Annotated in this window: 23 protein-coding genes and 1 tRNA gene; 6 read left to right on the top strand and 18 right to left on the bottom strand. The window is 64.6% G+C overall.

Translation table 11 applies throughout. The features are described from left to right. Window positions 1-28 precede the first annotated feature (28 nt). Window positions 29-454 carry a DUF2948 family protein gene (locus ACIQ3B_RS11190; RefSeq protein ID WP_397402552.1) on the bottom strand — a complete coding sequence of 142 codons (426 nt, stop codon included), beginning with the start codon at window positions 452-454 and terminating at the stop codon, window positions 29-31. Window positions 455-457: 3 nt separating this feature from the next. After that, entirely contained in the window at window positions 458-1,753 is a 1,296-nt protein-coding gene (gene murA, locus ACIQ3B_RS11185) for a UDP-N-acetylglucosamine 1-carboxyvinyltransferase (protein WP_397402551.1), read from the bottom strand. A 335-nt stretch (window positions 1,754-2,088) separates the two neighbouring features. Between murA and ACIQ3B_RS11180 the strand changes: the two genes are divergently transcribed. Further along, window positions 2,089-2,163, top strand: a tRNA-Thr gene (locus ACIQ3B_RS11180). 325 nt (window positions 2,164-2,488) lie between these two features. Here the strand turns inward: ACIQ3B_RS11180 and ACIQ3B_RS11175 are convergent. Continuing rightward, entirely contained in the window at window positions 2,489-3,544 is a 1,056-nt protein-coding gene (locus tag ACIQ3B_RS11175; RefSeq protein WP_397402549.1) for a serine hydrolase domain-containing protein, read from the bottom strand. A 716-nt stretch (window positions 3,545-4,260) separates the two neighbouring features. On the opposite strand from ACIQ3B_RS11175, the gene ACIQ3B_RS11170 reads away from it, so the two are divergent. Next, window positions 4,261-4,836: a DUF2239 family protein gene (locus tag ACIQ3B_RS11170; protein WP_397402547.1), complete on the top strand. Its 576-nt coding sequence runs from the start codon at window positions 4,261-4,263 to the stop codon at window positions 4,834-4,836. Here the strand turns inward: ACIQ3B_RS11170 and ACIQ3B_RS11165 are convergent. From ACIQ3B_RS11165 to ACIQ3B_RS11145, 5 genes are read right to left on the bottom strand one after another with little or no spacing between them, the layout of a single operon-like run. After that, entirely contained in the window at window positions 4,827-5,051 is a 225-nt protein-coding gene (locus tag ACIQ3B_RS11165) for a hypothetical protein (RefSeq protein WP_397402545.1), read from the bottom strand. The two genes, ACIQ3B_RS11170 and ACIQ3B_RS11165, sit on opposite strands and share 10 nt — an antisense overlap. After that, on the bottom strand, window positions 5,048-5,371 hold the full coding sequence (locus tag ACIQ3B_RS11160; protein WP_397402543.1) for a hypothetical protein: 324 nt from the start codon (window positions 5,369-5,371) through the stop codon (window positions 5,048-5,050). Before ACIQ3B_RS11160 ends, ACIQ3B_RS11165 begins: the two co-directional genes overlap by 4 nt. A 3-nt stretch (window positions 5,372-5,374) precedes the next feature. After that, entirely contained in the window at window positions 5,375-6,313 is a 939-nt protein-coding gene (locus ACIQ3B_RS11155; RefSeq protein WP_397402541.1) for a hypothetical protein, read from the bottom strand. Then, entirely contained in the window at window positions 6,314-6,679 is a 366-nt protein-coding gene (locus ACIQ3B_RS11150; protein ID WP_397402539.1) for a hypothetical protein, read from the bottom strand. It lies immediately after the preceding gene. Continuing rightward, window positions 6,676-8,208 carry a hypothetical protein gene (locus ACIQ3B_RS11145; RefSeq protein WP_397402537.1) on the bottom strand — a complete coding sequence of 511 codons (1,533 nt, stop codon included), beginning with the start codon at window positions 8,206-8,208 and terminating at the stop codon, window positions 6,676-6,678. The genes ACIQ3B_RS11150 and ACIQ3B_RS11145 overlap by 4 nt, the downstream gene beginning before the upstream one ends. 115 nt (window positions 8,209-8,323) lie before the next feature. Between ACIQ3B_RS11145 and ACIQ3B_RS11140 the strand changes: the two genes are divergently transcribed. From ACIQ3B_RS11140 to ACIQ3B_RS11130, 3 genes are all read left to right on the top strand, one after another. After that, a complete protein-coding gene (locus tag ACIQ3B_RS11140) occupies window positions 8,324-9,967 on the top strand; it encodes a glycosyltransferase family 4 protein (protein WP_397402535.1) in 1,644 nt (547 codons plus the stop codon). 6 nt (window positions 9,968-9,973) lie between these two features. Continuing rightward, window positions 9,974-10,120 carry a hypothetical protein gene (locus ACIQ3B_RS11135; protein ID WP_397402533.1) on the top strand — a complete coding sequence of 49 codons (147 nt, stop codon included), beginning with the start codon at window positions 9,974-9,976 and terminating at the stop codon, window positions 10,118-10,120. Window positions 10,121-10,201: 81 nt separating this feature from the next. Continuing rightward, entirely contained in the window at window positions 10,202-11,110 is a 909-nt protein-coding gene (locus ACIQ3B_RS11130) for a tetratricopeptide repeat protein (RefSeq protein ID WP_397402531.1), read from the top strand. A 672-nt stretch (window positions 11,111-11,782) separates the two neighbouring features. Here ACIQ3B_RS11130 and ACIQ3B_RS11125 read toward each other — a convergent pair. The 6 genes from ACIQ3B_RS11125 to ACIQ3B_RS11100 all read right to left on the bottom strand — a co-directional run bounded on the left by ACIQ3B_RS11125 (window position 11,783) and on the right by ACIQ3B_RS11100 (window position 15,630). Next, a complete protein-coding gene (locus tag ACIQ3B_RS11125) occupies window positions 11,783-12,193 on the bottom strand; it encodes a hypothetical protein (RefSeq protein WP_397402529.1) in 411 nt (136 codons plus the stop codon). A gap of 12 nt (window positions 12,194-12,205) precedes the next feature. Then, window positions 12,206-12,796 (bottom strand): hypothetical protein, encoded by a 591-nt coding sequence (locus ACIQ3B_RS11120; RefSeq protein ID WP_397402527.1) that lies wholly within the window; start codon window positions 12,794-12,796, stop codon window positions 12,206-12,208. Continuing rightward, complete coding sequence (locus ACIQ3B_RS11115; protein ID WP_397402525.1) at window positions 12,796-13,041, bottom strand: hypothetical protein; 246 nt, start codon at window positions 13,039-13,041, stop codon at window positions 12,796-12,798. The genes ACIQ3B_RS11120 and ACIQ3B_RS11115 overlap by 1 nt, the downstream gene beginning before the upstream one ends. Further along, entirely contained in the window at window positions 13,041-13,667 is a 627-nt protein-coding gene (locus ACIQ3B_RS11110; protein WP_397402523.1) for a hypothetical protein, read from the bottom strand. Before ACIQ3B_RS11110 ends, ACIQ3B_RS11115 begins: the two co-directional genes overlap by 1 nt. 108 nt (window positions 13,668-13,775) lie before the next feature. Then, entirely contained in the window at window positions 13,776-14,153 is a 378-nt protein-coding gene (locus ACIQ3B_RS11105) for a hypothetical protein (RefSeq protein WP_397402521.1), read from the bottom strand. A gap of 307 nt (window positions 14,154-14,460) precedes the next feature. Further along, complete coding sequence (locus ACIQ3B_RS11100) at window positions 14,461-15,630, bottom strand: P22 phage major capsid protein family protein (RefSeq protein ID WP_397402519.1); 1,170 nt, start codon at window positions 15,628-15,630, stop codon at window positions 14,461-14,463. 253 nt (window positions 15,631-15,883) lie between these two features. Here ACIQ3B_RS11100 and ACIQ3B_RS11095 point away from each other — a divergent pair, with 253 nt between their 5' ends. After that, window positions 15,884-16,291, top strand: a complete 408-nt coding sequence (locus tag ACIQ3B_RS11095; RefSeq protein WP_397402518.1) for a hypothetical protein — start codon at window positions 15,884-15,886, stop codon at window positions 16,289-16,291. A 349-nt stretch (window positions 16,292-16,640) separates the two neighbouring features. Here ACIQ3B_RS11095 and ACIQ3B_RS11090 read toward each other — a convergent pair whose 3' ends face one another. From ACIQ3B_RS11090 to ACIQ3B_RS11075, 4 genes are all read right to left on the bottom strand, one after another. After that, window positions 16,641-16,904, bottom strand: a complete 264-nt coding sequence (locus tag ACIQ3B_RS11090; protein ID WP_397402516.1) for a hypothetical protein — start codon at window positions 16,902-16,904, stop codon at window positions 16,641-16,643. After that, window positions 16,904-17,707, bottom strand: a complete 804-nt coding sequence (locus ACIQ3B_RS11085; RefSeq protein ID WP_397402514.1) for a hypothetical protein — start codon at window positions 17,705-17,707, stop codon at window positions 16,904-16,906. The genes ACIQ3B_RS11090 and ACIQ3B_RS11085 overlap by 1 nt, the downstream gene beginning before the upstream one ends. Before the next feature lie 507 nt (window positions 17,708-18,214). After that, window positions 18,215-18,595, bottom strand: coding sequence for a hypothetical protein (locus ACIQ3B_RS11080; RefSeq protein WP_397402512.1), 381 nt, complete (start codon window positions 18,593-18,595; stop codon window positions 18,215-18,217). Further along, on the bottom strand, window positions 18,592-19,059 hold the full coding sequence (locus tag ACIQ3B_RS11075; RefSeq protein ID WP_397402510.1) for a hypothetical protein: 468 nt from the start codon (window positions 19,057-19,059) through the stop codon (window positions 18,592-18,594). The genes ACIQ3B_RS11080 and ACIQ3B_RS11075 overlap by 4 nt, the downstream gene beginning before the upstream one ends. Window positions 19,060-19,232 lie beyond the last annotated feature (173 nt).

Below are 19,232 nucleotides of genomic sequence, written 5' to 3'. Positions count from 1 at the left end.
GCGAGGTCTCCGGACGAAGGCTATCCGGTCAGAGGTCGTGCGCCGGCGTTCTGGGCGTCGGCCACGGACGTGAAACGTCCGCCAGCGCGGCGTCCATACATTCGACCTGCAGACGAAAGTCGCCGCCTCCGGCAAAACTCAGCGTCAGCGTACCTCCCGGGGGATCCCCGGCGACAAAGGTGATCGCCAGCAATTCCAGCACGGCATCTCGGCGATCCCGACGGATCTTGCGGGACTGGAAGTCCAGTACGCTTCCGATCTGCAGGGCCGCCCGAACGCGTTGCCGCCTTCCCGCCTCCCAGCAGAACCGGTTGAAGGCAATGGTCAGGCGGCGGGTCTTCGGCTCGTAGAGGACATCGCCGACCTGGGCGATCGCGTCCTGCAAGGCGGCCGACATGATGGCAAGATCCGCCTCATCCTCAGCCAGCAGTCTCAGGCCCGAAGCTTCGGCCATGGACTACTCGACCTCCGCTTCGACGCCATCGCCCTTCAGGCGCCGCACCTGGGCGCCGCACGCGCCCAGTTTTTCTTCCAGTCGCTCGAAACCACGGTCCAGATGATAGACGCGATTGACGATCGTCTCGCCGCGCGCCGCCAGCCCGGCGATCACCAGGCTGACCGAGGCCCGCAGGTCCGTCGCCATTACCTGGGCGCCGGTAAGAGCCTCGACCCCGCGCACCCGCGCCTCCCCGCCCTGAACCGAAATGTCGGCGCCAAGGCGACCCAGTTCCGGCACGTGCATGAACCGGTTCTCGAAGATCGTCTCCCGGATGATGCTTTCGCCGTCGGCCAGCGTCATCAACGCCATGAACTGCGCCTGGAGGTCCGTTGCAAATCCGGGGTGGGGCGCAGTCTCGATCTCGACGGGCCTCAGCCGGTCGGGGCCCCGCTTGACCGTCAACCCATCGTCATGGGTCGTCACCTCGACACCCGCCTCGATCAACTTGTCGATCAACGACTGGATCAGGTGGCCCCGGGTCCGCGTCAGCCGCACTTCACCGCCAGCCATGGCGGCGGCGACGGCATAGGTCCCGGTTTCGATCCGGTCCGGGATCACCGAGTGCGTTGCGCCGTGCAGTCGACTGACGCCCTGGATATGAACGGTTCGCGTGCCCGCGCCTGAAACCTTGGCGCCCATGGCGTTCAGGCACTCAGCAAGATCCGCCAGTTCCGGCTCGGCTGCGGCATTCTCCAGCACTGTGTCACCATCCGCCAGCACAGCCGCCAGCATGGCGTGCTCTGTCGCGCCCACGGAGTTGATCGGGAAGTTGATCACCGCGCCCTTCAACCCGCGCGGCGCCTGGGCGTAGACATAGCCCTCGTGCAGATCGATCCGGGCGCCCAGCGCCTCCAGCGCCTTCAGGTGCAGATCAACCGGTCGTGCGCCGATCGTGCATCCGCCCGGCAACGAGACCTTGGCCTGCCCCGTTCGGGCCAGCAGCGGCCCCAGCACATTGAACGACGCCCGCATCTGGCGGACCAGATCATAGGGCGCAAACCCGCTGACGATCTCGCGCGTCGTCAGAAGCGTCTCGCCGCCATCGGGGCCCTCAGCTTCGACGACCTCGGCGCCAAGGCGCTGCAAAAGCTTCCCGAGGAACCGGGTGTCGGCCAGGCGCGGCATATTGGTCAGACGCAGCGGCTCATCCGTGAGCAGGCTGGCGGCCATCAGCTTGATGGCCGAATTCTTGGCGCCGCTGATCGGGATTTGCCCGTTCAGCTTTGCGCCCCCGACGATGGCGATACGATCCAATAGCTACCCTTCGACAGACGTCCGGCCAGCCTCGGCGGCGCGGCGAAAAAAGAAGCGGTATCTAGCCTGCGCCTCGCTGGCGCGCCAAGCGGTCAATCCGTGGAGGTTTCTTGCGGCTTCGGCGTAGCGACGGCCGAACCGGTCGCCTTGCGACGGCGCAGATTCGCCCGAAGCGCCTGCGCGAGCTTGGTTTCTCGCGAGGTGGGTGCGTCCTTGCCGTCTTTCTGCCGATCCGCCATGCCGTCAGGTGCTGCGCGGCGGCGCGCCCGTCAAGCTGTGCGCGGTCGATTTAACGCTTCACGACGCGGCCTCAGCCCGCTATAGGCCCCGCCTTCGCCGCGGTAGCTCAGTGGTAGAGCGCATCCTTGGTAAGGCTGAGGTCCAGGGTTCGAATCCCTGCCGTGGCACCACCTAAACCCCTTGATTTGAAAGAGCTTTCAGATCAAGGGGCTTTAGTCTCCCGGTACGCTGGTAGACATTCAGGGCAAACACGACGTGAACCTTCCGCAAGGGTCGGGAGAAACTTGGGAGTTACGTTCCCGCTTCGGTCCCAATCGGCCGTACTTTAATCGTCCAGTATCTCGCGAATTTCACGCTCGAGATTGAAGGGCCCACCCACGGTGGCGGGGTGCGCATGCGGCACAGACGTCCGGTGTCCGACGGTTGACCGGTGCTCGTGCCCCCCTCCCGAACGCCACCAGTCAGGGTCGACCTGGGGCGTCCAGTTAGAGAGCATCACCGCCGCTGCAAGGCGACCATGACACTCTTGATGAACTGGGTGTCCGAAAAAGCAGCGCTGCGGACGGCGGCCACTGCGGCCTGAGGAGCGTTTGACTGTGCGGCTTGGAAACGGGCCGCTAATGCTGGATCGTCTGCGAAGCGTACGACGACGAGTTGCAGGCTTCGCGACACGTAGAGCCGCTGTCCACCCGCGCCCGCAGCCACCACCAGATCGGCTGGAACCTCGCGGGCAAGAGCGCCCTGCGGCAAGTCGATGCTTCTGGCGACGGGATCGAGACCTTCCCTCACCGAGGCGGGGAGCGGCGTTGCAAGCCACCAGGACAAGCCGTAGCCCGCATAGGCACCCTGAGGCGCGGCCTGTGCCTCATAGACATTCATATCCAGATTTATGCGCCTGGCCTCGCCGGGCCGGAGCATCAGGTTGCCCACCTTTGCCCAATCCGCTGCACTCATCTGCGCGCCAGCGGCGAGGTTCGGGTCGGGGCCAACCGTCGGGCCGCCCCACCTGGCTACACGCGCGCCGATGGGCTGCAAGACGCGGCGGGCAAGATAGTCCGTAGGACCTTCCGCAAGTCCGCGCGCCATGAGCTTGCGCCGCATAACCTCTCCGAAAGTCTGAAACACCAGGGGCCCGTAGGCGAACCGATCCCCGGGTGGAAACTGGCCGGGAACCGCCGCCGCTTCGGCAAACCCCGGCGCTGCGCGCGGTCCCGTGGTGGCCAAGCCGCTCGAGAGCGACAGCAGATGGCGGATCGTCATGCGACCCTTCAGCGGATCGCCTTTCCATTCGGTCAGCGTGTCCGATAGCTTCTCATCGAGTGACAGCATGCCGTCTGCGGCGGCGGCGGCGGCCATCAGCCCGTTCAGCCCCTTGGTCCCGGAAAACAGCGCGTGGGGTGTGTTGCGGTCTATACCAGCTGCGTACTTCTCGCAGATCGTTGCGCCCCGCCTTATGACGAGGAGGCCAACTCCGTGATTGCTCTCGCTGTAAGCGATCGGTGCGGCGCATTTGTCGGCGGTTTGCTCAACAACACCATCGCTGGGCTGCACGGCCTGCTTGCCGGAACCCTCTGCGGTTGCGCAGGATGCCAATGAAAGTGCAACGACTAGCGCAGAGATCCGACTAAGGACTGCCACTATTCCATCCCTCATCACAACAGTGCCGACCGGTCACGGCAAACACGCGACGTTTAGTCGACGTTAGTCGCTAGTATAGGAGGTGTCACAAGCAACCGATACCGGCCACTCGACCGCCACGCTGTCCTGATCCCGTACACCGGGCGCATCAGGGCTTTGGCCCCAGGCGGAATGACCGCTTTCCCCCCACTTTGCCGTTCGGAACTTCCCCCTGTTGGCCGTACGGCAATCATTATCCACGGGCGCTTCCGATCCGCGGCTGCGCGAGCACAAACATCGATCGAACGCAGTCTATCAAGCATCCCCTGAAATTCTGGGAGAATGTTCGACCGAGAAACGGTAATATAAGCGTCCAGGTGCATTCGACGCACCAAGCAAAATGTTGCTTCGCGCTGGGAGATATTTGGGAAGCGATTTTCCGATCCCGTTATTCCAGCCAATTTTTTAAAAATTTGCCGTGACAGACAGTCACCTTGTTAAGGCTGAGGTCCAGGGTTCGAATCCCTGCCGTGGCGCCATCGCAGGAGAGTCCGGGCAACCTCCCGGGCTATCCTGGCCATCTCTTTATTTTACCCGGATATTATTGATGGCGCAGTCCACATGCGCCATACTCGCGCCCGGGAGCGCACATGACCTCGTCAGAAACCTTCACCCTCTTCGAGGGCCACAAAGCGCACCATACCGGGGATCTCTTCGCCGTGGCAGGCACGGCTGTCGATCTGACGGCGGCCGGCGCACACGGCCTGCTGATTCTGGACGACCAGACCGGCCAGTCGGTTGAGCTCGATCTGCGCCATAGCGCGGACCTTGCCGTATCGGCCTATCGCCAGCGCATGACCGCAACGGAACCCCCGGAACCCCGCCCAGGTCGCGGCCGTCCCAGGCTGGGTGTCGTCGCCCGTGAGGTCACCCTGCTTCCCCGCCACTGGGACTGGCTGGCCGGCCAGCCGGGCGGAGCCTCTGCGGCGCTCAGGCGTCTGGTCGAGGAGGCTCGTCGGGAGGCCGCCCAGCCGGATCGTCGCCGCCGACTTCAGGAAACGCTCTATCGGGCGATGTCGGTTCTCGCCGGCGACCTGCCGGGATTCGATGAAGCCGCCCGCGCCCTCTTCGCCGACGACATGGACGCATTTCAAAGCCGGACGGAAGCCTGGCCCGTCGATGTGGCCGCCTACCTTCGCCGGCTCGTCGAGGCGCCTCAGGACTGAGGCGTCACCCGCGCCTTGCAGTCGATGTTGAAGGTAAATCCTCCGCCCAGCCCGAGGCTGCCCTGATAGCGGCGGTCGCAATTCTCGATGTGATCCCCCAGAGCGCGCAGGAGTTCGGCCTGCTCCGATCCCTCCCGTGCGCCTGCAAGTCCGGTCAGGGTGCTGCAGCCGGACGACGTGAGTGCGACAAGCGCTATCGCAAGGCTCTTCTTCATTCGGGAATCTCCGTTGTGGCTGCGCCCCGCGCAGGTTGAGGTTGGGAGGTCATCGCCAGGCGCTGCAGGCCGGATCCGGTGGCGATCGGCAGAGTCCGGTCCAGCTCTTCCAGGCGACGGGCGTTTTCGCTCCAGAGTTGGGCCAGCGCCCAGGTCATGAGCGCGGCGACGACCCCCCAGGCCCGGCCCTTCAGGCCTTCAACGGCCCTGAGTGTGGCGGCAGACGTGGCCTTGATCTCGCCCAGACGTTCCTCACATCGAGACTCGTGGTCCGTGAGGCGCTGTTCCAGCGTGGCGAGCCGCTCTGTGGATGTGGCCATGGTTCAAACCCAGCTCCGCTTGAGGATCGCATTGATCTCCGCGCCGATCTGCGTCTCCTTGCCGGAACCGGTTTCCGACTTGGCCTCCGCTGTCTGCTGCCCGGTAAAGAGCTGGATCGGCAGACCGCTCAGCATCGCCACCACCTGCTGCGCATGAGCCATCGGCGCCTGCAGTTGCTGTTGCTGGACGCTCCGCAGGGTCTCGCCCAGTCCCGCCTGGGCCGCGATATTGGCGCGCATCGCTTCATCGGCCGCCAGCTGTTGGCCCTGACTCCTGAATCCCAGATCGACCTTCTGCGCCCGGTCCTGCAGCTGCGTCTGCGCATTGGCGATCCGCGCCTGGGTCGCCCGATCCGCATCCCCGGCCGCGGCCCCCAGCGCGGTCTGGTAGGCCTGCGAGCGTAGCCCCGCCAGGGTCGAGGCCCTTGCCCGCGACAACTCCCCCTCGGTCATGCTCTGCGTCAGGGCGGCGCCGGAACCGCCGAACGCCCCCGAGCCCGCCAGGTCAAGCGCCTGCTGCGCCCGTGTGCGGCCTGCCTGCACGTCAAGGTCCGCCGCCGTGGTGTCGACCACATCCCTCAGGTACGGATTGAGATAGCGATCCACATAGTCATAGGCCTTGCCGCCAGAGGCAAACGGCGTCTCCGCAGTCTGGAAATCGGATGTCCAGCTGACGTCGGCAGGATCGCGCGGTCCGCCCGTCACACCGGACGGCTTCCAAAGTCCGAGGCCTGCTGCAGCCGTCGCGGCCTGCCGTTGCAGATCATGTGTCGGCGCCACCAGCGACCCCGGGTCCAGACCGGCCACCTGTCCGACCTGGCCCGCGACCCGTTGGGTCAGGTTCGATCCCCATTCCGGAACCGTGGGCGTTGTGGTCGTGTTGGAGGTCGAGCTACTCGCGTTGCTCCACTTCTTGCGGTTCCCGCTCAGCTTCAGACTCATCTACAGCTCCTTCGCAATGATGCGCGCCAACGGCGCGTAACCCATGGGCGCCAACGCCCGTTCCCAGCCCGGGCGGCCAACGATCAGCACACGCTGACAGCCGTTCGTCCGCGCCCAGGCTTCAGCCCGGGGGCGCAGTTCGCCCACCAGTTCCTCCAGATCGCCGCCCGCCAGCCAGATCAGCAGCCGCCGCGCCTGCGGCTCGTCCTCGATCAGGGTCACCATGGCTGCGTGGTCGCCCGGCCAGGCCTGCGCCTCTCCCGCGTCCACCATGGCCCAGACATCCTCGAGCGTGTGGCCGCCGCCGGCATGCGCCAGGGCAGCCTCCAGCCAGCCGCTGCAGCGCCGCCGCTCGGCCGGCGTCACAGCCGACCCGCCGGCGCGGCGTCGAAGATCGGCACCCCGATACGGCATCCGGTGGGCGCGCTCTGGCCTGAAAACCGTGTCCGGAACAGCCGGCCGCTGACGAGCAGGTCACCCTTCGCCTCGCCCGTGGCCAGGGTCGCGCTTCGTGTGGTCGCACCCTTGTCCTGCGGATAGAGCCGCCCCGACACCGCAACCGTTACCGAGCCGATCTGATCCTTGAAATCTGGCCAGACCCCGCGAACCAGCATCGTCCGATCGGGATCCAGCACGCTGTCCGCGCTCTCGATGAACCAGCCGAAGCCCCCGCCGTCAGCCGAGCGCCCCTTCTCGTGCAGATAGACGGCCCCCTCATAGGTGGCCCCGATGGGGTAGGCGGACGGGCCGGAGTCCACAAACGCCGTACGCGCCATGACGCCCCGGTGCCAGGCGCCCGCGTCGGGGCCGCTAAGGGCAAGTCCCAGGTATCGACTGTTTTCATAGCCGTCCCGCCGGTCAGGATAGTCAAAACGGACTTCCGAGAACTCAGCGTTGGACGACGCCATCACCTTGTCGCCCTGGCTCGCCGCCAGTTCCTCGGCGAAGTCGCGTCGGATCGGGCAGGCGATCGGCTCGGCCTGTCCACCCAGGGCATAGCGATAGAATTGCCGGTCAGGGCTGACCCAGAACGCGGCCTGCCCCACCACGACCGCCGCATTCGGCCCGATCAGCCCGCAGTTCCGGCCGACCCGGTCGAACCGCCAAGGCTGGTTCAGCGCTCCGACGAACGTACCCAGGAACAGCGCATCGCTGGTCCAGACCAGCAGACACGGTCCACACATCCGCCCGCCGACAATCCGACCCCCGCCGGTCAGGATATACTCCCGCGCGGTCGATCCGCTGGCGCTCGTGCTCCACTGGGTATTGTTGCGGATCGAGGAATGGCGGACGCAGAGCGGATTGAAGGCGCCCGAAACCTCTTCATTGCAGCCCAGCGCGAACACCTGGTAGCCGCCGCCCTGCGGCGCCACCAGCATCTGCGTCACGTTCGCGGGCGCATTGGCCAGGGCCTGCGCCTTCTGCGCCGTGTCGTTCGTCCAGGCGAAGATAGTCTGGTTGCGGGGGCTCGCCAGCAGCTGTTGGCCCCAGGCGCCGAACGACCAGGTCAGCGGGAAATAGTCCGAGACCGCCGGCAGGCCAAACCCGCCCACGCCATAGGCTCCCGTGCCGAACCCCGCCGATCCGGCGCCGTCGATGGCGCCCGTCGAGAACCCGGCCGCAGGCGTGATGTCGAACAGGGCCCCGCCCCGCCACAGCTGGAGCTTGCTGTGGGTGCCGAAAGCGATGTCCAGGACGCCGGCATTTTCGGTCCAGGGGAATACCCCCCGGCAGACCCCGGTCAGGGAGTCCGTCATCAGTCGTTCCCAGCCGCCGATCACCTCGGGCCGGCCCAGCCGGAAGCGCACGTTCGAACCGTCGGCCCAACGCCCCGAGCCCGCCAGGGTGGTGTCGTCACCGTTCAGCCCCGGTGGAAACTCCAGGGGAATCCTCATCTGCGCCCTCCTGCCCATTACGAACGTTCAAGTTGAAAAAAGGGGGCGGCGCGCTTGTGTCTGCGGGCGACCGGCCTCAATGATCCGGGTCAGTTCCAGACCGCGTTGAGGCCCCGTGTCCGAGACCACATCCGCCGTGATCCGCGCCCATGCCGATGGCTATGACATGGCCAAGCCGGCGCTCATGGGTCGTCAGGCCGCCGGTAACGGCTTCCTGCGCGCCGCCGTCTACGCCCGCGATGGCCAGCCGATCCGTGGCCTCTCGCCCAATGCAGACATTGCCCGCGGCTTCGAAGCCATCGTCAAGGGCATCGACCCGGCCGCCCCGTTTGAATGGATCAAGTCGGCCGAACCGGAACGCATCGGCGCCACCGGCGTGCTCTATCTGGCGGACATCTCTGTCGCGACGCATGCGCGCGCCAGGGTCAGGACCGGCATCAGCGCCTATTCGCTATGCGGCGTCACCCACACCACCGCCAGCCAGATCGCCATGAACGAGATCGCCGGCCTGTTGCGCGAAGCCGTGATGCCCTGGGACGCCCTGGTCTGCACCTCCAGCGCCGTCCTCGAAACAGTCCGCCGCGTCCACGAGGCCGAGGCCGATTACCTGCGCTGGCGGCATGGCGCCGATACCCGCATCGAGGGGCCACAGCTCCCGGTCATTCCGCTGGGCGTTCACTGCGCCGACTTCGATTTCAGCGCGGATCAGCGGGCCGGAGGCCGCGCCGCCTTTGATCTGGCCGATGATGAAGTGGCCGCCCTCTTCGTCGGCCGCCTGGTCTATCACGCCAAGGCGCACCCTCACGCCATGTACCGTGGCCTTCAGCTGGCGGCGGAACGCACTGGCAAACGGGTGGCCCTCATCCTTTGCGGCTGGACGCCCTCCGAACGCGTCGAGGAAGTCTTTCGCCAGGGCGCCGCCCAGTTCGCCCCCGACGTGCGCCTGATCTTCGTCGAGGGCCGCGATCCGCCCAGACGCGACAACGCCTGGGCCGCCGCCGACATCTTCGTCACCCTCGCTGACAATATCCAGGAAACCTTCGGCCTGACCCCCATCGAGGCGATGGCGGCCGGCCTGCCTGTGGTCGTCACCGACTGGGATGGCTATCGCGACACCGTCCGCGATGGCGTTGATGGTTTCCGCATCGCCACCTGGGCGCCCGAGCCCGGCATGGGAACGCCCCTCGCGCGCGGCCACGAAATCGGCGTCCTCAACTATGACCGCTACTGCGGCTTCGCCTCGGCCACCACCGCGCTGGATCTGGCCCATCTGGTTGACGCGCTTTCGGCCCTGATCGACAATCCCGGCATCCGCAAGGCCATGGGCGCCTCAGGCCGCCAGCGCGCGCGCGATCTCTACGACTGGCCGGTGATCTATCGCCAGTATCAGACGCTCTGGTCCGAGCTGAACGCCCGCCGGCGTTTCCTCACCCGGCCCCTCGCCGGCGCGCCGGCCAACCTGTCCACCAACCTCGACCCGTTCGAGGTCTTCGGCCACTACCCGACCCATCAGATCTCCGCGACAACGCCGCTGACCCTGACGCCCGGCGCCACCCGCGAGCAACTCCTGGCCTGCCTGGACCACCCCCTCTTCGGCACCATCCCCAGCCCCCGCGACCTCACCCTCAGCGTCTTCGCCGCCGTGGAAACCGGCGACACAACCCCCACCGCAATCGCCACCCGGGTCAACTACCCCGTCTCCGCCATCGGCCGGACGCTAGGCCAGCTGGCCAAGATGGGCGTGGTGAGGTTGGGGTAGTTCAGAATGCTGAAGCTCGCGAACGCCTACGGCATGAAGTTCCTCGTCCCGCCGAATGACGAGGGCGTCGGATCTTGCCTGCTGGAAGCCGGCGAGTTTGCGCGGGTCGAACTGAAATCATCCTGGCGTCTTGCGACGGAAATTTGCGGGTAGTCGATCATTGACGATGTTATCCTCATGATTCTTCTCATTAAACCGGGTGAAACGCCTGAAGTTTCATAAGAGTTGATTTGAATGCATGACGCACGAGAACTTGGGCATCAGGCGGCGCTGCTTGAGCGCACGGGCGATCATCAGAAGGCAGAGGCGTTGTTAAGAGCTGGCCTCAAACTGTTTCCCGGCAACCCGGCGGTAGCCTATGCCCTTGGAATACTCCTTATGCGGCAAGGCCGTTACAGTGAGGGATGGCCGCTATACGAAGCCCGCCATTTTTTGTCTGGGCGGCCAGGAAAACCGAAGCTTTCCTTCCCGGAGTGGAAGGGCGAGACAGTTGAGAGACTTTTGGTCCTGCCAGAACAAGGCCTCGGCGACCAGATAATGTTCGCTCGCTACATAAATGTCTTAAAGATGAGAGGAATTAATGTAGAACTCGGTTGCGCGCCTTCTTTGGCAAGGCTTTTCAATAATCTAGATGTTAAGGTGATACCTATAGATGGAAGCATAACTCTAGGTCGGTATGATGCGTGGATAATGATGTGCTCGCTTGCAGGAATAATACACGATAAACCACCAATACCGTACTTCCAAATACGATCTGATAATACTAGTGGTCTTGCGGTTATCATAAGTGGCAATAACATGCCTGATCCCGATCGATCACTTGACGAAGAAAGTGCTAATTCGGTCCTTTCTTTACCCGGGGCCGTTTCGCTGCTTCCACAAGATACCGGTGCACGAGATTTCCAGGAAACGGCTGAAATACTGGCGAGCATGGACTTGGTTATCTCTGTAGATACAGCGGGCGCTCACCTTGCCGGGGCCATGGGAGTCCCGACATGGCTGTTGTTGCCAGCGTCGGCAGATTGGCGTTGGGGCGAAAGTAGTACAACTGATTGGTACCCATCCATGCGGCTCTTCCGTCAACCGGCGCGTGGACAGTGGAAGCCGGTGATTGAGGAAATCAGAACGTCCTTAGGCCGATGAAGAGGAATCGGCCCGGTCCTCCAATCCCCCCGGTTGCAAACGATCCTCCAGCTCCGCCGCCGGGGGCCGCGCCGTTCGCAGAGTTTCCTGTCGAGTTACCGGAGCTCCCAGAGCCACCGGACAGCCCGTGGGGTTGATCAGAGAACCCGCCAGCTCCTCCCCCGCCGCCGATGGAACCTGCCGCTGCACCGAAACTTCCGCCGAAGACACCGGCTTGAGCCGCGCCACTACCGTTCCCGCCGCCAGCTCCGCCGGCTCTGTTCAAGTCTCCCCCAACTGCTTGACCCCCAAGTCCGCCAGCTATGCCCACTCCGAGCTTCCCACCGCCGGCGCGAAGCAAACGACCGTCGGGAAGGGTTACGATAGTGTCTGTGCCATCGGCCGCATTCCCACCAACGCCAACTAGGTAGGAAATCGGTTGCCTGGACACCATTCGGACAAGTTTGAACAGCGCAGCTCCGCCGCCGCCGCCCGGATCGGAGCCATTGCCCCCTAAAGCCCCGCCTCCTGCGCCCCATGCGAATATGAGCCCAAGACCAGCGAACCTTGGACTGATGCTTCCATTGCCTGAGTTGACGTCCGCAAAGACAATCAGCTGCGCCATTGCCCCCCGTAGAAGCTTCTTCCCATCCACCCCCTGCCCCACAAACCCCCTAAGCTTCTGCCGCACCATCAGTAGTCCGCCCATTCAGCGTTGAAGGTGATCTGCTTGGCCACGCGCACGGCCGCATAGACCCGCTCGTTCGGCGCCAGGATCAGTGGGTTGTCGTCGGAAAAGCCAAAGTCGGCCGTGGGCACCTCGGTGGTGTCGGCCATGGTGTAGGCACCCGCCACCGCGCTTTCGAAAAACACCCGCGTCGCCCCCGCGTCGCGCGATCGGAACAGTTGCAGTTGCACCGCGCTGGCCAGGGTCTCCAGCGGGATCGCGCCCACCCGCGTCACCCGCGCCCCGTTGGCGCCGGCCGTGATCAGCAGCACGGTGTTGGTGGGGCTGGTCGTATAGGTCGTGTTGGCCGCCGAGCACGCCGCGTTGCTGGTCTGCGGCGTCTGGGGCGTGATGATGGAATTGGCTGTAACCGGCATCGTCAGTGTCTCCTAAAGGGCTATGGCGAAGGCGAGCGCGAGGCCCCTTACGGCGCTCGCATAGTCGCTGAGATTCGAGGTGGAGAGCGCCCGCCAGCTGGCGTTGGTCCCGTCTGTAACGACCACCTTGCCGGCGTTTCCGCTCTGGGCCGGCAGGGCGCCGGCGTTGTAGGACCAGGCCACGCCTGAGACCCAGTCCTTGATCGAGGCGCCGCCATAGCCGGGCGTCTTCACCGCGCCCCCGTCGGTCAGCACCCAAACGATGTCGCCAGGGTCCACGGTTACGGTCCCGCCCGCCCCCGTGGTCAGGATCACCGGTCCCGCACAGGCGTTCCAGACCAGGTAGGTCTTGCTCACTGCCGGCACCGTCACCGTAAATGGCCCGGCCCCGCCGGTGAACTTGATCATCGCCGCGCGCGCCTCGTCGTCCTTGGCGTTGGCGGTGGTCAGGGCGGCGTTGCCGGTCAGCGGCTTGGTCAGCCAGCCCGCCACGGCATAGTCCGCCTTCTGCAGGACGGCGTTGAGTTTCTCCCCCCAAAGATTGATGTTTTCGCCGGTGAACTGCAGTTCGAACCGGAGTGAAGTTGACCAGGATGAAGGCATCAGACGATCACGGCTCCCGTGTCTTGGCGGATCCAGTTGATCCCGTTGGAATGGGCGAGAATGTTCAGGTCGGTGACCAGCACCAGGGTCTGGGGATGGCTGGCGGCCGGCGGCAATCCGGCCTGCGCCACGGCCCACAGCGGCGTCGGTCGCCCCGGCGTGATTAGCGCGCCCAAGGCGTCATGCATGGATTTCAGAAGGGGCCGCAGCCCCTCCGGCGTATCCGGTCCCGGCGGCAGCAGCATCACGCGCCCCGCGCCGCAATCAGGTCCGGCAGCTCACTGCTCAGCCGCCCGGGCGCGCGGCTGCGGGCCTCCCTGGCGTTGGCGTCGCCAAGTGCGCGGGCCAGCTTGCTCTCATAGGCGCCCGCCAGTTCCGCATCGCGCAGGAACGGCGCCGCCTCGCTCAGCGTCGCAAACAGGTAGAGGTCCGGAAATTCCGTGAGCAGCCCGTTCGTCGGCGCCGCGTCCGACAGCGCAAACCGGCGCAGCATCCGCAGCGTGAAGCCATAGGTCTGGTCGCAGGGCCGGTCGAAAGCCAGGTTGGCGCCATCCACCGTCCAGGCGCCCGGCTCGCCACGCCGCGCCGACACCCCGATCAGCCCGGCCTCGCGAAACGGCACTTCGTACCGGTCCGTCCCCCGCGCGATCCACAGCCTGAGCGGCTCGGTGAACCCGGCCGGCAGCGCCAGCGTCCGTACGCCCGCGCCCGCCGACAGCGAAACCTCCGCCTCGGCCAGCCTGGCCCGCATCACCCGGTTCAACCGGGCCTCCGCCAAGGCGATGAATTCCGGGATGCGCGCGGTCAGATCCGCCCGCACCAGCCAGTTCGCCGCTGCGGCCTGCAGTTCGGCATAGGTCGTGATCGCCATCTTGGGCTCCAGACATGAAAAAGCCGCCCGGAGGCGGCATTGAGGGGAATGAAAAAGTGGCGGCGCGTCCCGGCTAGATCGCAGCCAGCGTGTCGCGCGATGCGCCGCCTACAGCATGGCCAGCCCGATCCAGACCAGGAACGGCATCGCGCTCAGTATCAGCCAGGCGACCATGGCGCCGGCAAACGCCACAAGCGGCATCGCGCCCGGCACGCGCTTGACAATCACCCGATCCATCAGCGCCGTCATCACGCCAAACAGGATGATTGATAGTATGGCAGGTGTGCCTTCCGGGAAAAACAGGGCGAGAGTCACGGGAACCAGTGAGAAAGGGATGCTGATCGTGTTTCCGATCTCTAGCCAGAGACCATAAACGATCAGACCCGGAATGCCGTAGTAGTGGATAAGGCTTACGGGCAGGCTGATCCATAGCCACGCGCGGAGCACCCAACGCGGAATCGTAAGTTTCCGCCGTTCAGCGGACACGGATTTTTCCTGACCGGCTGGCTCGTCCACAGGCGTCCTGCGCTCGCTGTGACAATGAATCAGATCCTGAACGCCCCATGAGTGAATCAATTACGGCCTTCTGTCCGGGACGCACCGTTATCGGCGGGCCTTCTTCAATGCCGCTCAGCGCGCCGACGTCACCCCATTCCGCGGCCGTCAGTGCCCGATCCCTGTCTTTGAATAGCATCTGGCCTCCAGAAAAACAGAACAATAGAAGAACGTCAACAGTCGCCCGCGGCGAAAGCAAGGCCCGGGCGGTCCCTCAGGACCGCCCGGCGCCACCCCGCTAGTTGTTGCCCAGACGGCAGGCCAGCTGCGGCCGGATGGTCCTGAAGCCGTACAGCACGTCCAGACGGCACGGGAACTTGTCCCCGTTGATGTCGTAATTGCGCACGATCCGCATCGAGACGCCGTCGAACACCTCGCGCGAGGCGAAGTCCACGCCTGTGGGGAGTACCATGTCCGCCGTGGCGAAGGCGAACGCGCCCTTCTGATAGGCCATGGAGATGCCGTGGTTGACCGATGCCGTGCCGGCGAAGTTGATGGCGGCGCCGTTGGCCGGCGAGGCCGAAACGTTCTGCCATGCGCCCGACGTCACGATCGCCGGTGAGATCGGGAACGACGTCGCCGTCGCCCCGGTCCCGACCACAAACTGCTGCAGTACGCCCGTCGACTGCTTGGTCTCCGGATGCACCCGGAACAGACCCGGGATCGTGAACACGTCACCGGCCGCCGGCGCGCCGGCTCCGGTCGAAACGGTCAGGGTGGCGCCGGTCTGGCCCGCACCATTCACGATGAATGCAGCGTTGGAGGGACCCCGAAGGTGCGAGGGCCACAGCGTGTTCTCCATGAAGTCGAACCCGGCCGTACGTCCCATGAAGCCTTCACGGTTCTGCCTGGCGATCGTGGTCTTGTCGTTGAACAGCCCCTTCAGCGCGTCCACCAGATCCACATTGTCCTGGGTGTTCAGATTGCAGGTCCGCCCGTTCAGCGGCGCCAGATTGTCCACCAGAATCTTGCGGGCCTGCAGCACCCGGGTGAAGGTGGCAGGCCCCGCGCCCTGCACCTGGTTGTAGACATCGCGGTACATGGTCATGGCGTCCGCCTCGATATGGGCGGCCAGCACGCTCATCGCCGGCTCCAGGATCCGCTCCGAAAAGTCATCCAGGGCCATGGTCAGGTCTACGGAGGTGAAGTTCAGGTCCACCCCCTTCTGGGTCTGCACCTTCAGGTCCACCGAGTTTTCCACGGTGTCCTGGGCGGCCAGGTTCGGACCCGTCCGCACCACATACTGGTTGGGCAGGCGCACCTTCAGCGTGTCGCCCACCTTCGCGCCCTGCTGGGCGAAGCTGTCGTCATAGTCGCGCGTGATCGTGCCCACGAAGTTGAGCTTCTGGTGCAGCACGCGAAGCGCCTCCCGCGTCACGGCGGTGGCGGACAGAATGGTATTGGGCATGAAATATCCTTTTGAATGGGTTGGGTTTGGGCCGCGCAAAGGCGTCCGAGGCGCGAGGGTCGCGCGTGCTCGGTCGCAGCCGGTCAGGCGGCGGCAGGTTCGATTGAGGTGATCTGGCCGGTTCCTTCCACCGGGCCTCCGTCGCCGGAGCCGTTGGAAGACGGCCAGATCTCTTGTTTTCTGGATCAGAAGCGATAGAACAATATAGGAACAACGTAATCGGGCGCTGTCGTCGACATTGAAGGAAGACCGGATGAAGTCTCTGCGTTGGCGCTACACTGCCTTCACGCTTGTCCTGGCGCTCGCGGTTTCATTTATCGTCGGGTCATTTGACCTTCGTCTGGACGACGATCAGCGCTCCATTCTGCTGATTTCAGGATTGGTGCTGTACTTGGTGACCACCAATGGACTGTTGTACCTCTTGTGGCGGGAACCGCCGCCGGGCAGCCTGGTTGTCCGGATTGGCAGAATTGCTTCGATCCTGCTTCTGGGTGCACCGACCCTGGGAGGCCTCATCGCCTACATGGTCATCATGGACGACATTGGGGGTATCGCTCTCCCGGTCGTTGCCGCACCATTCGCCCTGATAGCGCCCCTATGGGTCTTGGCCCTCAGGCGTAGTCTCCGAAAGACCCCGACATCGCTCAGCGAGGTTTTCTAGGCGCCTGCGCAAGGGAGTCCCTCAGATGATCGATCCACGGCCACGGTGCAAACCTTGGTCCGTCTTTCCACCCCCAGGTTTGATCATCTCCAACCCGTTTGCCAAACTGGACTTCGGTTTGGTCGCCTACAGCCATGTTGGAATTGGCGATCGGGTACCCATAGAGTGTGCCTGAACGATTGATCCAGGCGGCCGAACGCTCGGAGGGCCTCTTGGCGTCTCTTGCCGCGACACCCGGAAGGTACGTCTCATGGAGCACCCGTTCGCCGCGCCCATAGTCAGGGCTTTGACGCGCAGGATCGACCTGCGCCTCGAGTCTGAAATCCTTCTCACCACCTCGAAAAATGTACTACTCCCGACCGTCGTCGTACTCGGTGTACATGTGATCCGGCAGGATCTTCTTGATCGGCTCCGGCAGCTCGTGGCCGGTCGCTTCTTCAAGCATGTTGGAAAAGATATCGAAACTCCGCAAGGTAACGTGCGTTCCACGCGGCTGCGCCTTCCGGGGCGCCGCCGTCAACGAGGCATAGGCCCGCAGGCTCATCAACGGCCCTGATGGCAACGGCGAAGGCGCCGACGGCCCCGGCAGGTTCCCCTTCAGAAACGCAGCCATCAGCGCCCCCGCGCCATCTGTTCGTTGCGCCGGCGCATCCATTCCTTGGTCGCCAGCTCGTCGCGGACGCCGCCCGCCCCGCCGCCGCCGCCGCTGATGGAGACCGCCGGCCGCACCGCTTGTGCAGTCTCCCGCGCCCCGACCTCGCTGGCCTGATCGGCCCTCCAGGCCTTGTGCAACAGCTTCCACAGGCGCGGATCGGCCATCTCGCGCAGCTCCTCCATGGTCACGCCGAACGCCTGGGCATAGTCCACCAGCTTGCCGGCCACCTCCGGCGACCAACCCTCGATCTCTTCGCTCAGCTTGCGCCCGGTTTCGGCCATCGCCTCGGCCGCCTCGCGCGCCGCCTGCAGCGCGGATCGTTCCTGGTGGTGACTGACCGCATAGGCCAGCCGCTCGCGCGCCTGCGCCAGTCGCTGGAATGTCGACCAGCTCGCCTGCGCACCCTCCGGATCTTCGGCTGCATAGCCCTCCCAGTCTACGGCCTGGAAATCTTCAATCTGCTCATCCAGCGCCGCCAGGCGCTGTTCGTCCCGGCTTGCACCCTGGTGGGCGTTCACCCGCGCCGCCAGCGCCTCGCGTTCCGCCTCCAGCGCGCGCCGGTGCTCCGCCAGTTCCTGGGTCTTGCGGGTATAGTCCGCCTGCCGCAGCACCGCGCCCTTCAGCGCCGCCGGCAGGGTGTGCACCTGCCCGTCCAGTTCCAGCTCGAACATCTCCGGATCCGCGCCGGTCTCTTCCAGCATGCGGTCGTCGTCGCGCACGAGGTCGCCCTCGCCCGCCAGATAGGCGTCGTCATGTTCCATGGTCGTCCTTTGGTTTGGGAATGCCCGTTCGGGCGGTCAGAAATGTTCGCGGGCCTGAGGCGGCCGCGTTAAGGTCTGGAGTTCGTGCAGGGTGCCTCGGGCAATCTCACCGAGTAACTTCCGACCTGATCACGGGTCGCTTCGCCTTGCCCGACGCCGGATCAAGACTGCCAGCGGCATAGCAACGATCTGCAGTATGAGCCAATAAAACGCAGCAAAAACAACTGCCATAGCGTGGTATCTGAAGTCACGACCTTGGCAGTTTTCCGGTAGAACCGCGCCATACTCGATGGCGTTCTGGAACAGCGGAAGCCAAACGATGATGATACCCACGAAGACTTAGAGCGTAAAATTCACCACCATGCCGTACCAGGCGCTTTGGCGAAGCGCGATGATCAAACCGGGCGTCGACAGGATCGCGCAGACCCCCATGATGGCCGGGCGAAACCAGTTCATCGACGCGCACCCGCGCCCCAGGTCGTCATCCGTGCGCCGATCGGTGGACCGTCACTCACGATGTCCACCTTTGGCTGCCGACTTGGGTTCAAGGCCTCGCGGTTTCCGCCCTTGCCGGCGCCGTCGGAGCATGGTCGCCACCGGGATCCCGATCAGTAGAAAGATCAGGCAGTAGATCCCAAGGCCCACCACGGCCATCAGGGTGTATCCCATTTCGATGTATGGCCAGCTCTTCGGTCCCCAAGCGCCATGATCGAGCTTGTTCTGTACAAGCAAAGACATCGGGATCGCGGTCCCGACCACGAGATAGATGACGGCATTCACGAAGACGCCGCGCCAGGCGCTCGTCAGAAACGCAATGACGATGCCGGGAGCCGACATGAGTACACAGACGCCAACGATAGCGAGGGAAATCCAGTCGCCCTCGCTCATTCGCGTGTACTTTGCGTTCGGGTCTGCATCCAGGTCTTGATCGGTTGTCCGTCGATCAAGGTGTCCGTTTTGGGCTCTCGGCTGGCGTCCAGCACACCGCGCGCACCGCTCCGGGTCATCAACAGATCCACATCACCATGCTGGGCTGCGACTGACGGACGGCGATCCGCAACGTTGGCCGGGAGCGTCGACGGATTCTTCGAAAGGAAGAGGAAGTTAGTAAACCAATCCCGCTGAGGTTCGGGCGGGACGGCGGTTACATTGGTCCATGAGCCCAAAGGTCGACCGGATTCGGGTTTCGCAAAGAACGCCGTCACCGGATCCAGGGTCACCAAATTGTCCACCCTCAAGCCTTCCCGACCGGCGCGGACCGCGGCGTTGTAGGCGTCCGGTCCACCATAGCTATGGCCGACGACATTCACCGGGCCGCTTACGCGGTTGGCGGCGCGGATGGCCTCGACCACCTCGCCGGTCCTCGCGTTCGGATAGTATGCCACACGCCGCCCCGTCTCTAGGCTCAGGACCCATTGAAATGATTCCCAAGGCGGGGTTGGTCTGATTCACTGGCGGCGCATGGAGGCGTCGTCATGAGTGATTTGATCTGGTTGTCGCAGGCGCAGATGCGCCGGATTGAGCC

Origin of the sequence: Phenylobacterium sp., from assembly GCF_044358365.1 — a bacterium.
Taxonomy (GTDB): domain Bacteria; phylum Pseudomonadota; class Alphaproteobacteria; order Caulobacterales; family Caulobacteraceae; genus Phenylobacterium.
Note: the sequence above shows the minus strand (reverse complement) of the source record. Positions and strands in the feature narration are given on the sequence as shown.